This is a genomic window from Erythrobacter colymbi, assembly GCF_002155685.1.
Lineage (GTDB): Bacteria > Pseudomonadota > Alphaproteobacteria > Sphingomonadales > Sphingomonadaceae > Erythrobacter > Erythrobacter colymbi.
The window spans coordinates 257,078-275,449 of sequence record NZ_MUYK01000002.1 but is presented as its reverse complement, the minus strand read 5'-3'; the positions used below and the strand labels follow the sequence as shown (position 1 = coordinate 275,449).

Here is an 18,372-nt window from a genome sequence, read left to right as displayed (position 1 = left end):
AGAACGGTGCTTCGACAAGCTCAGCACGAACGGTTTTGCAGAATGAACAAGCTCGAAGAAATCTGCGCCAACAAGGCCCGTGAAGTCGCCGCGCGCAAGCCCGCGACCACGACCGCCGCGCTCGAAGCCGCTGCCGCCGCGCAGACGCCGCCGCGCGGGTTCGAGGCCACCCTGCGCGCCCGCGCCGCCACCGGCTATGCCCTGATCGCCGAGATCAAGAAGGCGAGCCCCTCCAAGGGTCTCATCCGCGCCGATTTCCACCCCGCCGATCATGCCCGCGCCTACGAGGCGGGCGGTGCCGCGTGCCTCTCGGTGCTCACCGATGCGCCCTATTTCCAGGGGCACGAGGACTACCTCGTCGCCGCCCGCGCCGCCTGCGCCCTGCCGGTGTTGCGCAAGGACTTCATGGTCGATCCCTGGCAATGCCTCGAAGCCCGCGCCATCGGGGCCGATGCGATCCTCATCATCGTCGCCGCGCTTGGCGACGGGCAGATGGCCGAGATCGAAGCCGCCGCGCGCCAATACGGCATGGACGTGCTGGTCGAAGTGCATGACGAGGCCGAGATGGAGCGCGCCGCCCGCGTGCTCAGCTCCCGCCTGATCGGGGTCAACAACCGTGACCTCAAGACCTTCACCACCAGCCTCGCCACCACCGAGCGTCTCGCCCCGCTCGCGCCCGAAGGCACGCTGCTGGTGGGCGAGAGCGGGATCAACACCCGCGCCGATTGCCAGCGCCTCGAAGCCGCCGGCGTGCGCACCTTCCTCGTCGGGGAGAGCCTGATGCGCGCTGACGATATTGCGAGTGCCACCCGCGCCCTCATCGGGACAGAACAGGCGGCATGAGCAAGCTCACCCACCTCGATGACGAGGGCGCCGCGCGCATGGTGGATGTCGGCGGCAAGCCCGCCACGGCGCGCCGCGCGGTCGCAAGCGGGCGGATCACCATGTCGGCCGCGGCCCTCGAAGCGATCCGCGCCGGCAATGCCCCCAAGGGCGACGTGCTGGGCGCGGCGCGCATCGCGGGGATCATGGCCGCCAAGCGCACCGGCGAGCTCATCCCGCTGTGCCATCCGCTCGGGCTCGAGGCGGTCACCATCGATTTCGCCTATGAGCCATCCGCGATCCGCGTCACCGCCACCGCCTCGCTCACCGGCAAGACCGGGGTGGAAATGGAAGCGATGACAGCCACTTCCATCGCACTCCTCACGATCTATGACATGGCCAAGGCGATCGACAAGGGCATGGTGATCGAGGGCGTGCGCCTGATCGCCAAGTCCGGCGGCAAGTCGGGCGACTGGAAGGCTGCGGAGTGAACGCCCCGCTCGGTCTCGAGGAAGCGCAGGCCCGCCTGCTCGCCCTCGCGCCGCTGCTGCCGTCCGAGAGCGTTCCAAGCGAACAGGCGCTCGGCCGCATCCTTGCCGAGGATGTGCCCGCCGCCCGCACCCAGCCCCCGGCCGATCTTTCGGCGATGGACGGCTATGCGTTGGCCGGAGGTGACGGTCCGTGGACGCTGGTGGGCGAGAGCCGCGCGGGCGCGCCCTATCGCGATGTTCTCTCGCCCGGCGAATGCGTGCGCATCTCGACCGGCGCGATGGTGCCCGCAGGCGCGGACCGCGTGCTGTTGCAGGAGGATGCGGTCGACACGGACGGCCGCATCTCCGCCACCGAACTACCCCCCGCAGGCCGCCACATCCGCGCGCGCGGGTTCGATTTCCACGCGGGCGACCGGCTGCTCGCCAAGGGCGCGCCCGTCACCCCCGCCCGCCTAGCGCTGGCGCTCGCAGGCGGGCACGCGGCGCTCCCCGTCACCCGCCGCGCGCGCGTCGCGGTGATGGACAGCGGCGACGAGCTGGCGAGCGATCCTGCCGCCTGCCTCCCGCACCAGATCCCCGCCAGCAACGCCGCGATGATCGCCGCCATGCTCGCCCCCCTCGGCTGCGAGGTGACGCGCATCGGCCCCGTGCCCGATGACCGCGCGGCGCTGGCCGAGGCGCTGGCGCAGGCCGAGGGCGCGGACATCCTCGTGACCTCCGGCGGGGCATCGGTGGGCGATCACGACCTGATCAAGCCCGCGCTCGCCGATTGGGGGGCGGAGATCGCCTTCTGGAAGATCGCGATCAAGCCGGGCAAGCCGCTGCTGGTGGCAACGCGCGGCCCGCAGGTGATCCTCGGCCTGCCGGGCAATCCGGTGTCGAGCTTTGTCACCGCCTTCCTCTTCGCGCTGCCGCTGGTGCGCAAGGCCGCAGGCGAGCTCGACCCCCTGCCCGCCAGCACCATGATGATCGCGGGCGAGACCCTGCCGCCCATCGGCCCGCGCCGCGAGTTCCTGCGCGCGGTGAGCACAGGCGGCGAGGTGCGGCTCGCGGGATCGCAGGATTCCTCCGCGCTCTCGGCCCTCGCTGCGGCCGATTGCCTGATCGACCGCCCCGCGCACAGCCCGGCGCTGCCCGCGGGCGAGGCCATTCGGGTGTTCCACCTCCGAAATGGCTGAAATGCGCGGGTTTGCCGCGCGAGCGTGTTGACACCTGTTCCGCAGTTGCCTAATTGTTCCTTGTTCGTTCACCTTAATGGCGAACGACAAGTGCAAACAACGCACCTCGTCGAAGGTGCCTCTTGGCGCACGCAAGGGATTGGCACGGCGCATCCGGCAACGGGCGCGGCGTGGGTGCGACCACAGGAGAGTTGACCAATGCTGACCGCAAAGCAGCGCGAGCTCATCGTCTTCATCCAGCAGCGGCTGGAGGAGACCGGCGTCTCGCCGAGTTTCGAGGAAATGAAGGAAGCGCTCGACCTGAAGAGCAAGTCGGGCGTGCACCGGCTGATTTCCGCTCTGGAAGAACGCGGCTTCCTGCGCCGCCTGCCCAACCGGGCGCGCGCGCTCGAAGTGATCCGCCAGCCCGGCGATACGACGCCCTCGCGCGGCGCTGCGCCTGCGGGCGGGAATGTGGTGCCGATGCCTGCGCCTGCTCCGCGCCAGCCCGAGGCGGCGAACGACGTGATCGAGCTGCCGCTCCACGGGCGGATCGCGGCCGGTGCGCCGATCGAGGCGCTGGAAGGCCAGTCGACCCTGCCGGTTCCCGCCGCGCTGCTCGGCCCGGGCGAGCACTATGCCCTCGAGGTGTCGGGCGATTCGATGGTCGAGGCCGGGATCTTCGATGGCGATTTCGCGCTGGTCCGCCGCACCAACACCGCCCGCGATGGCGAGATCGTGGTGGCGCTGGTGCGCGGCGAGGAAGCGACGCTCAAGTACCTGCGGCGCGAAGGCGGCCAGGTGCGGCTCGACCCGGCCAATGCCGCCTATGACCCGCAATACTACCGCCCCGACGAGGTCGAGGTGCAGGGCAAGCTCGCAGGCCTGCTGCGGCGCTACCACTGAGGCAAAGCGGGCCGGAGCCCGCGCCGGTGCGGGAGCGAAAATCGCTCCATTGGCAACGGCGCGCCTATGGCTTCGGCCCGATTGCCGAATGATTTCAACAATGTTGGAATTGAAGGGGCGCTGCGGGCGCCCCTTTTCGCATGGGCTCAGAGCCCCGCCAGACCCCGCCAGACCCCCTCTAGACCCCCTTCAGCCCCGTCTCGGCAGGCGTTTGCGGCGGGTTCGCGGCGGCTGATGCTCCGGGCCGGGGTTTTCCAACCGGATCCTCCGGCACCCGCCACCAGCCATGCGATCCCTGATCCTCGGCGACCGTGGCGATGGTCTCGTCCGACAGGTCGATGGCCAGCCCGCCCGACTGCGTCAGAAACCGCCGGTCGGCCTTGAGCCAGCGCGGACGGCAGGAGCGCGGGAGGAACCGCTCGGAGACGACGATGTCGGCCTCGCGGCAGGCGGCGGCGAGCGCACGCTCCTCGACGCGGGCCGTCCCCCGCCCGAGCAGCAGCACCCAGTCCCTGCCCCCGCGTTCGATGGTGAGCGTGCAGAAGGCCTCGGAACAGCGCGCGCCCGGCCATTGGGCGAGCGGCACCGGCTCCGCGCCGACACCGGCAAGCTCCATCAGATTGTCGCGGGTGTAGGACGAGCGGCTGTCGCGCAGGGAGAGAAGGCGCGTCTCTCCATCAGGCCCGGGCATGGTGATCCCCACCTGCTGCCCGTCCCCCGCCACCAGCAGATCGGGGATCGGGGTCGTCGCCACCAGCCCGCTCGCGAGCGCCACGGGCACCAGCCCGATAAGCCGCACCCGCCCGCGCCACAGCCCGAGCCACAGCCCCCCTGCCGCGAAGAGCGCAACCGAAAGCCCGCTGATCTGCGGCATCAGCCGCACCGCCCCGGCCTGTCCGGCGGTGACGTGGGCGATCCACAAGAGCGGCGCCAGCGAGCGTTCGACCAGCCACCAGAACGGCGCGCCAACTCCGACGAGGTCCGCGACCAAAGCCAGTGCAATCAATGGCATGGAGACGAACGTCACCAGCGGGATCGCCACCACATTGGCGAGCGCCCCGTACATCCCAGCGCGGTGGAAGTGGAACAGCACCACCGGCATCAGCGCCAGCTCGATCACCACGCCGGTGACGAACAGCATCACCGTCTTGCGCCCCGTCCGCACCCACCACGGCTCCTCCCGCGGGGCGAGGAAGGCGCGGACCGGGGCGCTGTTTGACAGCGCAATGATCGCGAGAACGGCGGCAAAGCTCATCTGGAAGCTCGGGCCGATCGCGCTTTCAGGCCACAGCAGCAGGACGACGCCCGCCGCGACCGCCACCATCCGCAAGGACAAGGCCTCGCGTCCCAGCACCAGCGCGCCGAGCACCAGCAGCGCGGCAATGCAGCTCCTCACCGTGGGGACCTCCGCGCCGGTGAGGAGCGTGTAACCGATCCCCACCACCGCGCCGCTCGCCGCCGCGACGATCGGCAGCCGCACCCTCAGGGCGAGCGCGGGCCACAGGGCGAGCAGGCGCAGCACCGCGAAATAGGCCGCCGCGATCACCGCGCTCACGTGCAGCCCGCTGATCGAGAGCAGGTGCGTGAGACCCGCATCGCGCATCGCCGCCTCGTCGCCCTCGGTAATCCCCCCGCGGTCGCCGCTGGCAAAGGCCGCCGCAATGGCGCCGGGCGAGCCGGGAACGCGCGCCTTTACATGCTCGGCGAGCGCCCGCTGGAGATCGGCGAGACCGGTGCGTTCGGGTGCGGGCTCGATCACGGCGAGCGGGCCTACCAGCGTGCCGGTCGCCGAGAGGCCCTGGAACCACGCCGCGCGGGCGAAGTCGTAAGCGCCGGGCAGCATCGGCGAGGCGGGCGGCATCAGCCGTGCGCGCAGCCGCACGATGGCGCCCTCGGCGAGCCCGGCTGGGACCCCGCCCTGCCCCAGCGCCGCCATCGGGACATTCACCCGCACCTTTCGCGCGACGCCGGCCTCGGCATCGCGCATCGCCAGCGTCAGGCGCAGACGGCCCTCGGCAGGCTGATCCTCGCGCGAGAGCACCCTGCCCTCGATCTGGACCACGGCCGGACGCGCGATCGGCTCGGCGCCGACAATGGCCGAGCGCGCCCAGACCACCCCCACGCCGAGTGCAAAGACCAGACCGCAAGCAACCACCGCGAGGCGCAGGTTCGCCCGCGTCTCGTCCGCCGCGCTGCCCGGCGGCCAGACCGCCAGCGCGCCGAGCGCGAGCCCCGCTCCCCCCGCCAGCGCCGCGATCCATTGCCACGGCTCGGGCAGCACGAACCACGCGGTGATACCGAGCGCGAAAACCACCGCCAGCCACGGCGCACGGTCGAACCCTGCGCCGGCGAGAAAGGCCTCCGCCGCATCCGCCCAGCCCGAAGGGCCGCCGCCGGTGCTGGACAAGCGCCCTGCGGTTTGCCAAGGGCGCAGGCGTTGGTCTCCGGCGGCATCTGGGCCGCCCGGTTCCTCTCCCATCGGAATGATCGGCACATCGCGCATCGGCTCACCCCCCGACCGGCCTGCCTCGCGACAAACCGCTCAAAGTGAACAGGAAAGCAAGGCTCATGGCAAGCGAAAGCAGCACCCCCGGCGCGGCGCCCAGCGGTGAGATCGTCACCCGCTTCGCCCCTTCGCCGACCGGCTTCCTGCATATCGGCGGTGCGCGCACCGCGCTGTTCAACTGGCTCTATGCGCGCCACCACGGCGGGCGCACGCTGCTGCGGATCGAGGACACCGACCGCAAGCGCTCCACGCAGGAAGCGATCGACGCGATCATCGAGGGGCTCGACTGGCTCGGCCTCGATTACGACGCGCCCCCCGTGTTCCAGTCGGACCGCGCCGAGCGCCATGCCGAGGTCGCCTGGCAGCTGCTGAAGGCAGGCCACGCCTACAAGTGCTTCGCCACGCCCGAAGAGCTCGAGGCGATGCGCGAGGAGCAGCGCGCCCAGAAGAAGCCGCTGCGCTATGACGGGCGCTGGCGCGACCGCGATCCCGCCGAAGCCCCCGAGGGCGCGCCCTTCGTCATCCGTCTCAAGACGCCCGAGGAAGGCGAGGTCACGATCCATGACCGCGTCCAGGGCGCGGTGACGGTGAAGAACGAGGAGATCGACGACTACATCATCCTGCGCGCCGACGGCACGCCGACCTATATGCTCGCGGTGGTGGTCGACGATCACGACATGGGCGTGACCCACGTGATCCGCGGCGACGATCACCTGAACAACGCCTTCCGCCAGCTCCCGATCATCCGCGCGATGGACGCGATCGAGGGCGGCTGGCCCGACCCGGTCTATGCCCATATCCCGCTGATCCATGGCAGCGACGGGGCCAAGCTCTCCAAGCGTCACGGTGCGCTCGGCGTCGAGGCCTATCGCGACGAGTTCGGCATCTTGCCCGAGGCACTGTTCAACTATCTGCTGCGTCTGGGCTGGGGTTACGGCGACCGCGAGGAGATCACCCGCGCCGAGGCGACCGAGCTGTTCGATCTCGACGGGGTGGGCAAGAGCCCCTCGCGCTTCGACATCAAGAAGCTCGAACACCTCAACGGGCACTACCTGCGCGAGGCAGATGATGCGCGTCTGGCGGCACTGGTTGCCGCCCGCATCGGGGATCATGCCGATATCGATCTGCTGACCCGCGCCATGCCCGTGCTCAAGGTGCGCGCGAAGAACCTCAACGAAGTGGTTGAAGGCGCAGGCTTCCTTTTCGCGCAAAGGCCGCTCGCCATGACCGAGAAGGCCGAGTCGCTGCTCGAGGGGGATGCACGGGCGATTTTGCGAAAGATTTACGAGGCGCTGCGGGCGGAAAACGACTGGACAAGCGAGGCGCTCGAAGCCACTACGAAGGCGCTCGCCGAGGCGCAGGGATTGGGTCTTGGCAAGCTGGCGCAGCCAATGCGCGCGGCGCTGACCGGGACGACCACATCACCCGGTATTTTCGATGTTCTGGTCCTGCTCGGACGAGACGAGGCACTGGCCCGGCTCGACGCGCAGGCCGCCTGAAGACCGCCCGGACAGCCCAAGCTGGGTTCGGGCAACCGGCGGGGGCCGGACAAGAATTTTGGACAGGAGACAGATCTTGGCAGACAAGACGGCGAAACTCGAAATCGGCGGCCAGAGCTACGAGTACCCCGTACTCGAAGGCAGCACCGGCCCCGATGTGATCGACATCCGCAAGCTTTACGCGCAGACGGGTGCCTTCACCTTCGACCCCGGTTTCACTTCGACCGCCGCTTGCGAAAGCGCGCTGACCTATATCGACGGTGACGAAGGCGTGCTGCTGCACCGTGGCTATCCGATCGGCCAGCTGGCCCAGGATTCGAGCTTCATGGAAGTCAGCTACCTGCTGCTCAACGGCGAACTGCCGAGCAAGGAAGAGCTCGACGACTTCAGCTACACCATCACCCGCCACACCATGCTGCACGAGCAGCTGATGACCTTCTACCGCGGGTTCCGGCGCGATGCGCACCCGATGGCAGTGATGTGCGGCGTGGTCGGCGCGCTTTCGGCGTTCTACCACGACAGCACCGACATCTCCGATCCGCAGCAGCGCATGATCGCCTCGCACCGCCTGATCGCGAAGATGCCGACGATCGCGGCGATGGCCTACAAGTATTCGGTCGGCCAGCCCTTCATCTACCCCGACAACTCGCTGAGCTACACGGGCAACTTCCTGCGCATGACCTTCGGCGTGCCTGCCGAGCCCTATGTGGTGAACCCGGTGGTCGAGCGGGCGCTGGACCGCATCTTCATCCTCCACGCCGACCACGAGCAGAACGCCTCGACCTCGACCGTGCGTCTGGCAGGGTCCTCGGGCGCGAATCCCTTCGCGTGCATCGCGGCGGGCATCGCCTGTCTGTGGGGCCCGGCGCATGGCGGCGCGAACGAAGCCGCGCTCAACATGCTCAAGGAAATCGGCACCCCGGATCGCATCCCGCACTACATCGAGCGCGCCAAGGACAAGAACGATCCGTTCCGCCTGATGGGCTTCGGCCACCGCGTCTACAAGAACTACGACCCGCGCGCGACCGTGATGCAGCAGACCGTGCGCGAGGTCTTCGCCTCGCTCAAGGTCACCGACCCGCTGTTCGAAACCGCGCTCCAGCTCGAAGAGATCGCGCTCAACGATCCCTACTTCATCGAGAAGAAGCTGTTCCCGAACGTCGACTTCTATTCGGGCATCATCCTCTCGGCGATCGGCTTCCCGACTACCATGTTCACCGCGCTCTTTGCCCTCGCCCGCACCGTGGGCTGGGTGGCGCAGTGGAACGAGATGATCAGCGACCCCGGCCAGAAGATCGGGCGTCCGCGACAGCTCTACACCGGCCCGACGCAGCGCGATTACGTGCCGCTCGACAAGCGCTGAGAGCCTGACAGATGCTTATGCTGAGGGCGGCAGGGATGTTCCTTGTCGCCCTCGGTTGTATCTGGATCCTGCAAGGCTTCGGACTGCTGCACTGGCCCGCCGACATCTTCATGCTCGGCGAGCGGCAATGGGCGCTCCGGGGCGGCGCGATGATGCTGGGGGGTGCGATCCTCATCGGGCTGCCGCGATGGCTTCGCCGAGACTGACGGGCGCTCAGGCCGCGGGCAGTTCCAGCGTGAACAGCGCGCCCCCGCCCGGTGCACTTCCGACCGTCAGCGTCCCTTCCATCGCCTCGGCGAGGCGGCGCGAGATGTAGAGGCCGAGGCCCGAGCCCTTGTCCTTGCCCCCGTCGCTGTCGCGGCCGAGGCGCTCGAACTTGTCGAAGATGCGCTCCGCCTGCTCCGGCGTCACTCCGGGCCCCTCGTCCGCGACCGTTAGCGCCACGCGCCCTTCGGCAGCCGGCAAGGCGCTGATCGTCACCGTGCTGGCCGCCGGGGCATAGGCAATCGCGTTGCCGACGAGGTTGATGAGGATCTGGAGCACGCGGCGGAATTCCGCCGTCGCCACCGCCGCGCCGGGCTCGCCATCGACCACCAATATCGTATCGCGGTTCTGCGCGCGCACGCCGAGAATGCCTGCCGCGCGGGTCGCGGCGTCGGCGAGGTCGACCGGCTCCTTGGCCGTGCTGAAGCCCGGAGTCTCGACCACCTCGAGATCGGCGAGATCATCGAGCATCGCGGCAAGGTGCTGCCCCGCGCTGGCGATGGTGCCGGCATATTCGCTGTATTCGTCACGCAAAGGCCCCGCGAGCCGCGCGCGCATGGTTTCGGCATTGGCGATGATCCGCGCCACCGGCTTGCGCAGCACCGGCGTCAGCGCCGTGCCGACAAGGCGCGTGGGCGAGGCTTCGGGGGCGATGTCCTCGACCGGGGGCGCGGCGCCATAGTCGTCCGGCAGCGGCTCGTCGGCGATCAGCAGCAGCTCGAAGCCGAGCGGCTGCTGGGCGTCCGGCCCCAGCGGGATCATCCGCACCCGCCAGTTGCGCTGCGATCCGGCAAAGCGGCAGCTCGCCCCGTCAAGCAGGCGCCAGTGGAGCGGCTGGTGGTGGGTGATGCCGGTCAGCTCGACCAGCGTGGTCCAATCGGCACCGGGCGCAGCCAGAGCTGCCGCTTCGAGCGCGGAGGCATCGGGGGCGCGGGCGCTCAGCACCTGGAGCCGCTGGCGGGCATCGAGCCGTGCGCTGATCTCGGCCGTGGCGCGGTCGATCGCGTCGATCCGCTCGGCAAACTCGCGCGCACCCGGCTGCACCAGCAGGCTGCGCTGCCAGTTCTCGACCAGCACCTCGCAGCCGCCGCCGTCTGCCTCGCCGACGGGGTGGATGCGGGCAAAGCCGGAGACTTCGGCGTCGCCATCGAAGGCGGAAAAGCTGCGCGCGATCTTCAGCCCCATGCGGCGCGCCTGCTGCACGAGGGCAAGCAGTTCGGGGATCGCGAGGGTGCCCGGCAGATCGCCGCCGCAGCGCTCCTGCAATTCGGCCAGCGGCGCGTCGGCAGACAGCAGCCGGTCGCGCGCGTCGGTCAGGCCGTAGGCGCCAAGCAGGCTTTCGGTCTGGTCCATGCTGTTCATCACGCCACCGGGCCGGAGCCGAGCAGCGCGGCGGCGCGCTCGGGCGACAGTTCGCCCAGCGCACGCGGCAGGCGGGCCGCGGGATCGATCAGCACCAGCTGCCGCTCGATTGCGGCTGGCGATTGTCCGGCCGCGCGAAGCATCAGGGCGAGGCGCAAGCCCTGCCCTTCATGGCAGGCGAGCACGGCCTGCTCGCGGGGCCTGTGGGTCTGGGAGGCGAGCACGCTGGCGAACAGGGCAACCCCGGCATGGTCGAGCACCAGCGCCGCGACCGATCCGCGCCGCATCGATGCGACAAGCCGCGCGATCAGACCGAGCCGCGAGGTCGCCTCGTCATAGCCCGCCTGGAGCCGCACCAGCCCCGCGCTGTCGCTGGCGCTTGACTGCGCACGGGCGAGGAGGGCGTGGAACAGCTCGGCAGGAAGCTCGCCCAGCGGCAGCTCCATCCGCCGCTGCGCCTGCACGAAGCGCGATTGTGCGGCTAGCGCCGCCATCGCCAGCGCAGCAACGCCGCTATCCTCGGAGGCGATCAGTTCCTGGAGCAGCGGGCTCAGCACCGGATCGAGCGCGTGGCGCTGGAGCAGGCGATCGGCAATCAGGCTCTCGGCGGCAAGGGCATGGCAATGGGCGAGCAGCGCCTCGTCGGCCAGCAGGGTCTCGGCAAGGGCATCGAGCGCCGCGGGATCATCGGCAGGCGCGCGGGCGGCGGGATCGCGCCCGGCCTGCGCGCCGAGCAGCTGGCCCGCCAGATCGAGGATCATCCCCCGCACACGCGCCAGCACGGCATCGCTGACCAGCGCCTGCGCCTCCGAACCGAGCAGGTGGCGCAGCACCGGGACGACCGCCGCCAGCGCGCGGGCTTCGCGCGCAGCACCATCCCGCAGGATCGCCTCGACTGCATCGTCGGCGGCAAGGTCCATCGTCTCTTCGCCCATCGTCCTTCGGGCATAGTGCCCGCATAGTTAAGGACGGGTTAGATTATTCCTTACCGCGGCGCAGCAGCAAAGCTGCAAGCAGCCCCAAGGCGAGACAGGCCAGCACTTCAGGCAACAGGCCAAAGGCGGCGGAAAGGGCGAGGCAAAACAGCAGACTCGCCCGGTCGCGCGCCGCGGCGGCGAGCCACGTGTCTCCCCCGTGCGAGACAAGGCGCGCCAGACCGATGACGAGCGGGCCGGTCACAGCGAGCGGTTGCCATTCGGGCCAGGGGACGAGGGCGAACCAAGCGGTGACGGCAGCGAGGCCATCGGCGGCGGCCGAAAGCACCGCGCCCGCGCGCACTGCCGGCTCCTCGCGGCGCAAACGCGCCTCGACGGCGCCGAAGGTGGCAGCGAGCGCGGTCCCGAAGACACCAACCCCGGCCGCGGCGAGCCCGGCTGCGGGAAAGCCGAAGGCCGAGGTCATCACGCCGACCAGCAGCAAGGCAAGGCCCGTTCCGCCCGCCACCGCCCCGCCCTGCGTGAATCCGCGCGCCACCGCTTGCCGCACGGTGACCGACGCCAGCGCGAGCGAGGGCGCGCGCCAGTCGGCCGGCGGCGCGGCACGGGCGATCATCGCGGTTTCCTGACCGGCGAGGGTCGCAGGGCTCTCTGCCAGGAGCCAGCTTTCAGGCACCAGCTCGCGCGCGGCGAGGTCCTGTGTCGGCGTCCCCGCCTGAAGCGCCAGGCGAAGCAGGACCGAGATCGCATCGGCATCGGCGGGAAAATCGGCAAGGTGCTGCACCGGAGCGCCGCGCATCGCCAGCACCCCGGCCCAGTGGCGCGCGGCATCGATCCGTTCGAAATCCGCAGGATGGGCCACCGCGAGCGGGTGGTCGGCCGGGATGGTCGCAACGGCCCTTGCAAGGCCCTCCCCGCCGCCCAGCACCGCCTGCACCACGCCCGGATCGGGCACCAGCCCGTCGCACAGGATGACGAGATCATCCTCGGCGCGCACCAGCGCAGGGATCGCGGCAAAGCCCTTCAATGCGTGGAATTGCACGCCCTGCCCCTCGAGCTCCTGCTGGAGCGCGATGATCTCGCCGCTCGTCGCCTCAGTCAGGCACAGCACCCGCTCGACCCCGAGCGAGCGGAGCAGCGCCGCCTGCCACGCCAGCACGCTGCGTCCGGCGAGCGGCAAGGCAGCGCGCACGCTGCCGTCCTCGCCGGCCCGCAAGGCGGCAATCAGGCCGATGCGCATCGCTCTCCCCTTCCCTCGTCACGTGGACAGGGACGCAGGATTGGCGGTTTCGGCGCGGGGGTTCAAGACGGCAGCGGCGCTTTTGCCCCTGCCGGGGGAACGCCGCAGCCGGTCAGATGCGGTTGGGATCGCGCGGCAGCGAGCGGCTGAAGCGGCCGAGCACGGCCTCGACTTCGCGGATCGCCATCGGCTCGCCGGGTGCGGCATGGAGCGCAATTTCGGCGGCCTGGAGCAGGTCTTCGGCGTGGAAACTTGCCGCAAGACCCTTCAGCCGCATCGCTGCGACGTGCCAGTTGCCGTCGCAGCGCGCGCGCTTGAGCAGATCGAGCTGGCGCATCGCGCTTTCGAGAAAGGCCACGCGCAGATCGCGCAGCAGGGCGGCATCGTCGCCGGCAGCTGCGGCGAGGGTCGCATCGAGGGCTCCGTGATTGAATGCCATGACAAGGGGATAGCCCGGACAAGGTTAAAGCGGGGTTTATCCCGAGTCGGGCTGTGGTATGAGAGCAGCCATGACAGGACGGCACCAGATACGCGCCTTGGGGCGCAAGAGCGGCAATGACGGCGCAGGTGACACCGGCACGCCCGAACCGGAGACGGTCGAGGACGCGCTCGATCTGGCCGATAGCTGGGTCGAGGACGAGGACGATGGCAACGCTGCGGAAGCATCGCCCGTCCGCTTCGGCTGGCTTGCCCCTGCCCTCGCCTTTCTGGTCGTGGCGGCCTGGACCACGTTCTTCGGGTGGTCGCACATGGCCGCGATCGAGGCCGGAGCCGCACCGGCGCAATGGGCCGAGTGGATCGTCGCCTGGGCCGTGCCGGTTGCGCTGGTCGGGATCGTCTGGCTGCTGGCGATGCGCTCCTCGCGCGCCGAGGCGCACCGTTTTGCAGCGAGCGCCGCACTGATGAGCCGCGAGAGCGCGGCGCTCGAAGCCCGGCTCAAGGTGGTGAACCGCGAACTGAGCCTCGCCCGCGAGTTTCTCGCCGCCCAGTCGCGCGATCTCGAAGCGCTCGGACGGATCGCGGCCGAGCGGCTCTCGACCCATGCCGGCGAATTGCAGGCGCTGATCCGCAACAATGGCGCCGAGGTCGAGACCATCGCCACCACCAGCGAAACCGCGCTCGGCAACATGAATCGCCTGCGTGACGATCTGCCGGTGATCGCCAACGCCGCGCGCGATGTCGCCAACCAGATCGGCAGCGCGGGCCGGGTCGCCGAAGACCAGCTTGCCCGGCTTTCGGGCGGGTTCGAGAAGATCGGGACTGTCGGCGCGCAGAGCGAGACACAGGTCGCGCAGCTCGGCAGCAGTGTCAGCGAAACCCTCGCGGGCTTCGAAACCCAGCTTGTCCGGATCGAGGCGCTGGTGGGCGAGCGCTTCGCCGCGCTCCAGACCGAAGCGGAGGCCTATCGCGCGGCGGTCGGCGCGCTCGAGAACGAAGCGCTTGGCGCGCTGCGCGAACGGGCAGGCATTGCCGCGACGGAGACGGAAAGCATCGCGGCGCGCTTGCAGGAAGCCGGAGACAGCGCACACGCACGGCTCACCGAAGCGGTCACCGCGCTGCACGATTCCATGGTCGAGAAGCTGCGGATGGTCGAAGACCTCGACCGCACCACCAGCGCGGCCGCCAGTCAGCGGATCACCCAATTGCGTGACGAGGCCATGCGCTTCGACAGCCAGCTTGAAGCGCGCAACCGCAGCTTCGACGAGCTGATCGAGCAGCGCCAGGCCGCCTTCGAAACCCAGGCCGCCCAAGCCAGCGAAGTACTCGCCCAGCGCCTTGCCGCGCTCGACGATGCCCTCGCCCAGCGGCGCGAGGCGCAGCTTGCCGACATCGAGAAGCTGGTCGCGCAGGGCGAAGCGATGGCGGCGCGCGTCGGCGAACTCTCGCAGGCGCTTGGTGAGGCCGGGCAGACGGGCGAGACCGCGCGCGCGCAGCTTGAAACGGCGCTCGAAGCGCTGGCAGGGCAGCTCGCCGACAAGCGCGCGGCGCTGGCGGCGACCGATGCGCAGATGGCGCAGCTGACCGACAATGGTGTGCGGCTGCTCGAAATCCTGCAATCGGGCGCACGCACCTGCCGCGAGGAACTTGCCGGGGCGATCGGCCAGGCCAATGCCGCGCTCGAGGATGCCGAGGCGCGCGCCGATAAGGTCGGATCGTTGATGCTGCGCAGCACGCAGGCCGGCAGCGACCTGTCGGGCTATCTCCTCCAGACCCGCAACGAGATCGACGCGGCGGAAATCGCCATCGCGGCGTTCAAGTCGCGGCTGGCCGACGAGACCGAAGACGCGCTCGCCCGGCTGCAGGGTCTGCGCGGCGGCTTTGCGCGGCTCGCGGAAGAAAGCGGCGCGCTCGCCGGCGAGACGCAGGAGGCGCTGCGCGATTCGCTCGGCGCGCTCGAGACGGCGATCACGTCGGCCTTTGCCACCCTCGATGAAGGTGCGCGCGAGAAGATGCTGGCGCTGGCCGGAAACCTCGGCACCGAAGCGGTCGAGGTGCTCGAACGCGCGCTGCGCAACGAGACCGCGGCGACGCTCGGCGCGCTCGAGCAATCGGCTGCCCATGCCTCGGGCGTGGGCCGCGAGGCGGCGGTCCAGCTGCGCGACCAGCTGGTCAAGGTCAACGAGCTCACCGGCAACCTCGAACAGCGGGTCACCCGCGCGCGCGAACTGGCCGAGGAGCAGGTCAACAACGACTTCACGCGGCGCATGGCGCTGATCACCGATAGCCTCAACTCGGCCTCGATCGACATCGCCAGCGCGCTGTCGAGCGAAGTCGCGGACACGGCTTGGGATGCCTATCTGAAGGGCGACCGCGGGATCTTCACCCGCCGCGCGGTGAAGCTGATCGACAACGCCGCCGCCAAGGACATTGCCGCGCTCTACACTGCGGACGAGACCTTCAAAACCAACGTCAGTCGCTACATCCACGACTTCGAGGGGCTGCTGCGGCAGACGCTCTCGACCCGTGACGGGCACGTGCTGAGCGTGACGATGCTCGGCTCGGACATGGGCAAGCTCTACGTCGCGCTCGCCCAGGCGATCCAGCGCTTCCGGACCTAGGCGGCGGTGCTCGCCGGGGGCTTGGGCAGGATGTCGATGTCCGCGGCGGTGATCCAGCCATAGGTGAAGTTGGCGACGAACAGCGCGGTCAGCAGGCTGGCGGCAATGGTCGCGCGCATGACGAGCTTGCCCGGGCGGAAGTTCGCTGGCGCACTATCGGCCTGACCCGGCACCTTCTCCACCCCCGCTTCGTCCGCCGTGCGCACGCCGAAGGGGAGCAAGATGAAGGCGCACATCACCCAGAACAGGAAGTAGATCGCGAGGATCGAGGTGATCGCCATCAGCCGGCGGCCCCCGGCATCACCACACGCACCTGCGGGCGCTTGCCCGACCAGCGCTGCGCGGCACGGCGCGCGGCAAGTCGCGCGGCTTCGCGGATCGCGGCCTCGTCCTTGGCATCGCGGCCCTTGAGCCTGCCGATCGCCTTGAGCACGTCCTCGGAGGCCTCGGCGAGGAACTCGGGCAGATCCTCGTCGAGCGGGAGGCCCACGGCCTCGATCACCGGCTTGGCGCCCCGCGCGAGCACCACGACCAGCACGCCCTCACCCGCAATCCGGCGGCGCATGGTGATCGCATCGCCATCGGCGGGCGCGATGATGTCGCCATCGAGCACCAGTCGGCCCGCGCGCACCTGCGCCACGGTTCCGGGCTTGCCGGGGGCGAGACGCACGAGATCGCCGTTCTTCTGCACGACCTGCGAGGGGATGCCGCAAGCCTTCCCGACCCGCGCCTGCTCGGCCATGTGGCGGATCTCGCCGTGGACGGGCACGAGGATTTCGGGTTTCAGCCAGCTGTAAAGTGCCTCCAGCTCCGGCCGCCCCGGGTGGCCCGAGACGTGGATCAGCGCCTGCCGGTCGGTCACCATCTGGATGCCGCGCGCGGCGAGCTGGTTCTGGATCTTGCCGATGGCAATCTCGTTGCCCGGGATCTGGCGCGAGGAGAACAGCACCACGTCGCCCGCGACGAGCTCGATCGGATGGTTCATGTCCGCCATCCGCCCGAGCGCCGCGCGCGGCTCGCCCTGTCCGCCGGTGGCGAGAATCAGCACCTCGCCCCGCGGCAGGCCCATCGCCGTGTCGAAATCGATCAGCGGGGGCAGGTCGGCCAGATAGCCATTGTCCTGCGCGACCTCGATGATGCGGTCCAATGACCGGCCCGCGACGCACAGCTGCCGTCCGGTCTCGCGCGCGACATCGCCCAGCGTCTGGAGCCGTGCGACGTTGCTGGCAAAGGTGGTGACGACGACGCGCTTACCCGTGTGGCGCGCGACCTCCTCCATCAGCGCGCGGTGCACCGCACCCTCGCTGCCCGAGGCATTGGGGTTGAAGACGTTGGTCGAATCGCACACCAGCGCTAGCACGCCCTCCTCACCGATTTCGCGCAGCTCTTCCTCGGTGGTCGGCTCGCCGATGATCGGCTCTTCATCAAGCTTCCAGTCGCCCGTGTGGAATATCCGTCCGTGCGGCGTGTCGATCAGCAGCGCGTTGCCCTCGGCGATCGAGTGCGCGAGCGGGAGATAGGTGATGGAGAACGGGCCGAGGTCGATCTGGCCGTGATCCTCGGCGATGATGTTGAGCTCGACTTCGCCGAGAAGCCCCGCCTCTTCGAGCTTCCTCGCCACCAGATCGGCGGTGAACGGGGTCGCATAGAGCGGCACGCCCAGATCGCCCGCGAAATAGGGCACCGCGCCGATATGATCCTCGTGCGCGTGGGTCAGGACGATCCCGAGCAGGTCCTTGCGCCGCTCCTCGATGAATTCGAGGTCGGCGAAGACCAGCTCGACGCCCGGATATTCGTTGCCCGAGAAGGTCATGCCCAGATCGACCATGATCCATTTGCCCTGACAGCCGTAGAGATTGACGTTCATGCCAATCTCCCCCGAGCCGCCGAGCGCAAGAAACAGGAGTTCGTCTTCCGGGGTGTAATCGTTCTTCACGGGGTCTCTTACGTTGGCCGCGCTCAGGCGGTTTCAGCCTGGCGGGCGAGGATGGCGAGGCCATCGAGGGTGAGGTCGGCGTCGACGTGATCGAAGATCTCGGTCGCGTCGTCGAACAATATGGCGAGCCCGCCCGTAGCGACAACCTTGGCGGGGCGACCGATTTCGCTCTTCATCTTGGCGACCATGCCCTCCATCATCGCGACATAGCCCCAGAAGACGCCGATCAGCATCTGGTCTTCGGTGTTGCGACCGATCACAGAGCGGCTTGCGGGCGCGCGGATCGCGATGCGCGGGAGCTTGGCGGTCTTGCCAACCAGCGCGTCGAGGCTGAGGTTGATCCCCGGCGCGATCGAGCCGCCCTTGTAGGCCCCGGTGAAGTCGACCGCTTCGAACTTGGTGGCGGTGCCGAAGTCGACGATAATCAGGTCGCCGCCATATTTGTGGTGCGCGGCAAGGATGTTGAGCGCGCGATCGGCGCCCAGCGAGGAAGGCTGATCGACATCGATCTCGAACCGCCAGCGCGCCGTCCCCTGTCCGGCAAAGAGCGGGGTGATGCCGAAATACTTCTCGCACAAAACGGTCAGGTTGTGATCGGCGCGGGGGACGACCGAGGCGACGATGATCTGCTTGATCTGGTCGCGCTCGACGCCTTCGATCTTGAGCAGCTGGAGCAGCCACACCGCATATTCGTCACCCGTCCGGCGCGGATCGGTGGCGATGCGCCAGCGCGCGCGGATATGGTGCGTGCCGTCCTCGCCGTAGGTGAACAGCGCGAAGACGACATTGGTGTTCCCGACATCGGCGGCGAGCAGCATGGTGAGATTCCCTG

The 18,372-nt window shown here is 69.3% G+C and carries 16 protein-coding genes; 8 read left to right on the top strand and 8 right to left on the bottom strand.

Going from position 1 to position 18,372, the window contains the following annotated elements:
* Positions 1-42 precede the first annotated feature (42 nt).
* The 4 genes from trpC (at position 43) to lexA (ending at position 3,376) form a co-directional block, all read left to right on the top strand.
* Entirely contained in the window at positions 43-843 is an 801-nt protein-coding gene (gene trpC / locus BZF57_RS04625) for an indole-3-glycerol phosphate synthase TrpC (RefSeq protein ID WP_086735146.1), read from the top strand.
* Entirely contained in the window at positions 840-1,313 is a 474-nt protein-coding gene (gene moaC / locus BZF57_RS04620; protein WP_086735144.1) for a cyclic pyranopterin monophosphate synthase MoaC, read from the top strand. Before trpC ends, moaC begins: the two co-directional genes overlap by 4 nt.
* A complete protein-coding gene (locus tag BZF57_RS04615) occupies positions 1,310-2,491 on the top strand; it encodes a molybdopterin molybdotransferase MoeA (protein WP_086735142.1) in 1,182 nt (393 codons plus the stop codon). Before moaC ends, BZF57_RS04615 begins: the two co-directional genes overlap by 4 nt.
* Before the next feature lie 198 nt (positions 2,492-2,689).
* The gene (lexA, locus tag BZF57_RS04610; RefSeq protein ID WP_086735140.1) at positions 2,690-3,376 is read left to right on the top strand and encodes a transcriptional repressor LexA; all 687 of its coding nucleotides are present in this window, start codon (positions 2,690-2,692) and stop codon (positions 3,374-3,376) included.
* Positions 3,377-3,554: 178 nt separating this feature from the next.
* Here lexA and BZF57_RS04605 read toward each other — a convergent pair whose 3' ends face one another.
* On the bottom strand, positions 3,555-5,783 hold the full coding sequence (locus tag BZF57_RS04605; RefSeq protein ID WP_240505854.1) for a ComEC/Rec2 family competence protein: 2,229 nt from the start codon (positions 5,781-5,783) through the stop codon (positions 3,555-3,557).
* A 161-nt stretch (positions 5,784-5,944) separates the two neighbouring features.
* Here BZF57_RS04605 and gltX point away from each other — a divergent pair, with 161 nt between their 5' ends.
* From gltX to BZF57_RS04590, 3 genes are all read left to right on the top strand, one after another.
* Positions 5,945-7,381: a glutamate--tRNA ligase gene (gltX, locus tag BZF57_RS04600; RefSeq protein ID WP_086735138.1), complete on the top strand. Its 1,437-nt coding sequence runs from the start codon at positions 5,945-5,947 to the stop codon at positions 7,379-7,381.
* Positions 7,382-7,457: 76 nt separating this feature from the next.
* The gene (locus BZF57_RS04595; protein WP_086735136.1) at positions 7,458-8,744 is read left to right on the top strand and encodes a citrate synthase; all 1,287 of its coding nucleotides are present in this window, start codon (positions 7,458-7,460) and stop codon (positions 8,742-8,744) included.
* Positions 8,745-8,779: 35 nt separating this feature from the next.
* Positions 8,780-8,950, top strand: coding sequence for a hypothetical protein (locus BZF57_RS04590; protein WP_240505853.1), 171 nt, complete (start codon positions 8,780-8,782; stop codon positions 8,948-8,950).
* 7 nt (positions 8,951-8,957) lie between these two features.
* Here BZF57_RS04590 and BZF57_RS04585 read toward each other — a convergent pair whose 3' ends face one another.
* The 4 genes from BZF57_RS04585 to BZF57_RS04570 form a co-directional block, all read right to left on the bottom strand.
* Positions 8,958-10,361 carry a sensor histidine kinase gene (locus BZF57_RS04585; RefSeq protein ID WP_086735131.1) on the bottom strand — a complete coding sequence of 468 codons (1,404 nt, stop codon included), beginning with the start codon at positions 10,359-10,361 and terminating at the stop codon, positions 8,958-8,960.
* Positions 10,362-10,369: 8 nt separating this feature from the next.
* On the bottom strand, positions 10,370-11,305 hold the full coding sequence (locus BZF57_RS04580) for a hypothetical protein (RefSeq protein WP_086735129.1): 936 nt from the start codon (positions 11,303-11,305) through the stop codon (positions 10,370-10,372).
* 43 nt (positions 11,306-11,348) lie between these two features.
* Positions 11,349-12,545 carry a hypothetical protein gene (locus BZF57_RS04575; protein WP_086735127.1) on the bottom strand — a complete coding sequence of 399 codons (1,197 nt, stop codon included), beginning with the start codon at positions 12,543-12,545 and terminating at the stop codon, positions 11,349-11,351.
* 112 nt (positions 12,546-12,657) lie between these two features.
* Positions 12,658-12,984 carry an Hpt domain-containing protein gene (locus BZF57_RS04570; RefSeq protein WP_086735125.1) on the bottom strand — a complete coding sequence of 109 codons (327 nt, stop codon included), beginning with the start codon at positions 12,982-12,984 and terminating at the stop codon, positions 12,658-12,660.
* 70 nt (positions 12,985-13,054) lie between these two features.
* Here BZF57_RS04570 and BZF57_RS04565 point away from each other — a divergent pair, with 70 nt between their 5' ends.
* Positions 13,055-15,604 (top strand): coiled-coil domain-containing protein, encoded by a 2,550-nt coding sequence (locus BZF57_RS04565; RefSeq protein ID WP_086735123.1) that lies wholly within the window; start codon positions 13,055-13,057, stop codon positions 15,602-15,604.
* Here BZF57_RS04565 and BZF57_RS04560 read toward each other — a convergent pair.
* From BZF57_RS04560 to BZF57_RS04550, 3 genes are all read right to left on the bottom strand, one after another.
* Positions 15,601-15,885 (bottom strand): DUF1467 family protein, encoded by a 285-nt coding sequence (locus BZF57_RS04560; protein ID WP_086735121.1) that lies wholly within the window; start codon positions 15,883-15,885, stop codon positions 15,601-15,603. The genes BZF57_RS04565 and BZF57_RS04560 overlap by 4 nt on opposite strands.
* Positions 15,885-17,471: a ribonuclease J gene (locus tag BZF57_RS04555; protein ID WP_086735948.1), complete on the bottom strand. Its 1,587-nt coding sequence runs from the start codon at positions 17,469-17,471 to the stop codon at positions 15,885-15,887. The genes BZF57_RS04560 and BZF57_RS04555 overlap by 1 nt, the downstream gene beginning before the upstream one ends.
* A gap of 92 nt (positions 17,472-17,563) precedes the next feature.
* Positions 17,564-18,358 carry a type III pantothenate kinase gene (locus BZF57_RS04550; RefSeq protein WP_086735119.1) on the bottom strand — a complete coding sequence of 265 codons (795 nt, stop codon included), beginning with the start codon at positions 18,356-18,358 and terminating at the stop codon, positions 17,564-17,566.
* Between the last annotated feature and the right edge of the window lie 14 nt (positions 18,359-18,372).

Excerpts from the sequence above, each read along its gene's own strand:
- trpC (WP_086735146.1), top strand. The coding sequence starts at position 43 with ATGAACAAGCTCGAAGAAATCTGCGCCAACAAGGCCCGTGAAGTCGCC.
- BZF57_RS04570 (WP_086735125.1), bottom strand. The coding sequence starts at position 12,984 with ATGGCATTCAATCACGGAGCCCTCGATGCGACCCTCGCCGCAGCTGCC.
- BZF57_RS04575 (WP_086735127.1), bottom strand. The coding sequence starts at position 12,545 with ATGCGCATCGGCCTGATTGCCGCCTTGCGGGCCGGCGAGGACGGCAGC.
- BZF57_RS04550 (WP_086735119.1), bottom strand. The coding sequence starts at position 18,358 with ATGCTGCTCGCCGCCGATGTCGGGAACACCAATGTCGTCTTCGCGCTG.
- BZF57_RS04565 (WP_086735123.1), top strand. The coding sequence starts at position 13,055 with ATGACAGGACGGCACCAGATACGCGCCTTGGGGCGCAAGAGCGGCAAT.
- BZF57_RS04585 (WP_086735131.1), bottom strand. The coding sequence starts at position 10,361 with ATGGACCAGACCGAAAGCCTGCTTGGCGCCTACGGCCTGACCGACGCG.
- BZF57_RS04555 (WP_086735948.1), bottom strand. The coding sequence starts at position 17,471 with ATGAACGTCAATCTCTACGGCTGTCAGGGCAAATGGATCATGGTCGAT.
- BZF57_RS04560 (WP_086735121.1), bottom strand. The coding sequence starts at position 15,885 with ATGGCGATCACCTCGATCCTCGCGATCTACTTCCTGTTCTGGGTGATG.
- gltX (WP_086735138.1), top strand. The coding sequence starts at position 5,945 with ATGGCAAGCGAAAGCAGCACCCCCGGCGCGGCGCCCAGCGGTGAGATC.
- lexA (WP_086735140.1), top strand. The coding sequence starts at position 2,690 with ATGCTGACCGCAAAGCAGCGCGAGCTCATCGTCTTCATCCAGCAGCGG.
- BZF57_RS04590 (WP_240505853.1), top strand. The coding sequence starts at position 8,780 with ATGTTCCTTGTCGCCCTCGGTTGTATCTGGATCCTGCAAGGCTTCGGA.
- moaC (WP_086735144.1), top strand. The coding sequence starts at position 840 with ATGAGCAAGCTCACCCACCTCGATGACGAGGGCGCCGCGCGCATGGTG.
- BZF57_RS04580 (WP_086735129.1), bottom strand. The coding sequence starts at position 11,305 with ATGGGCGAAGAGACGATGGACCTTGCCGCCGACGATGCAGTCGAGGCG.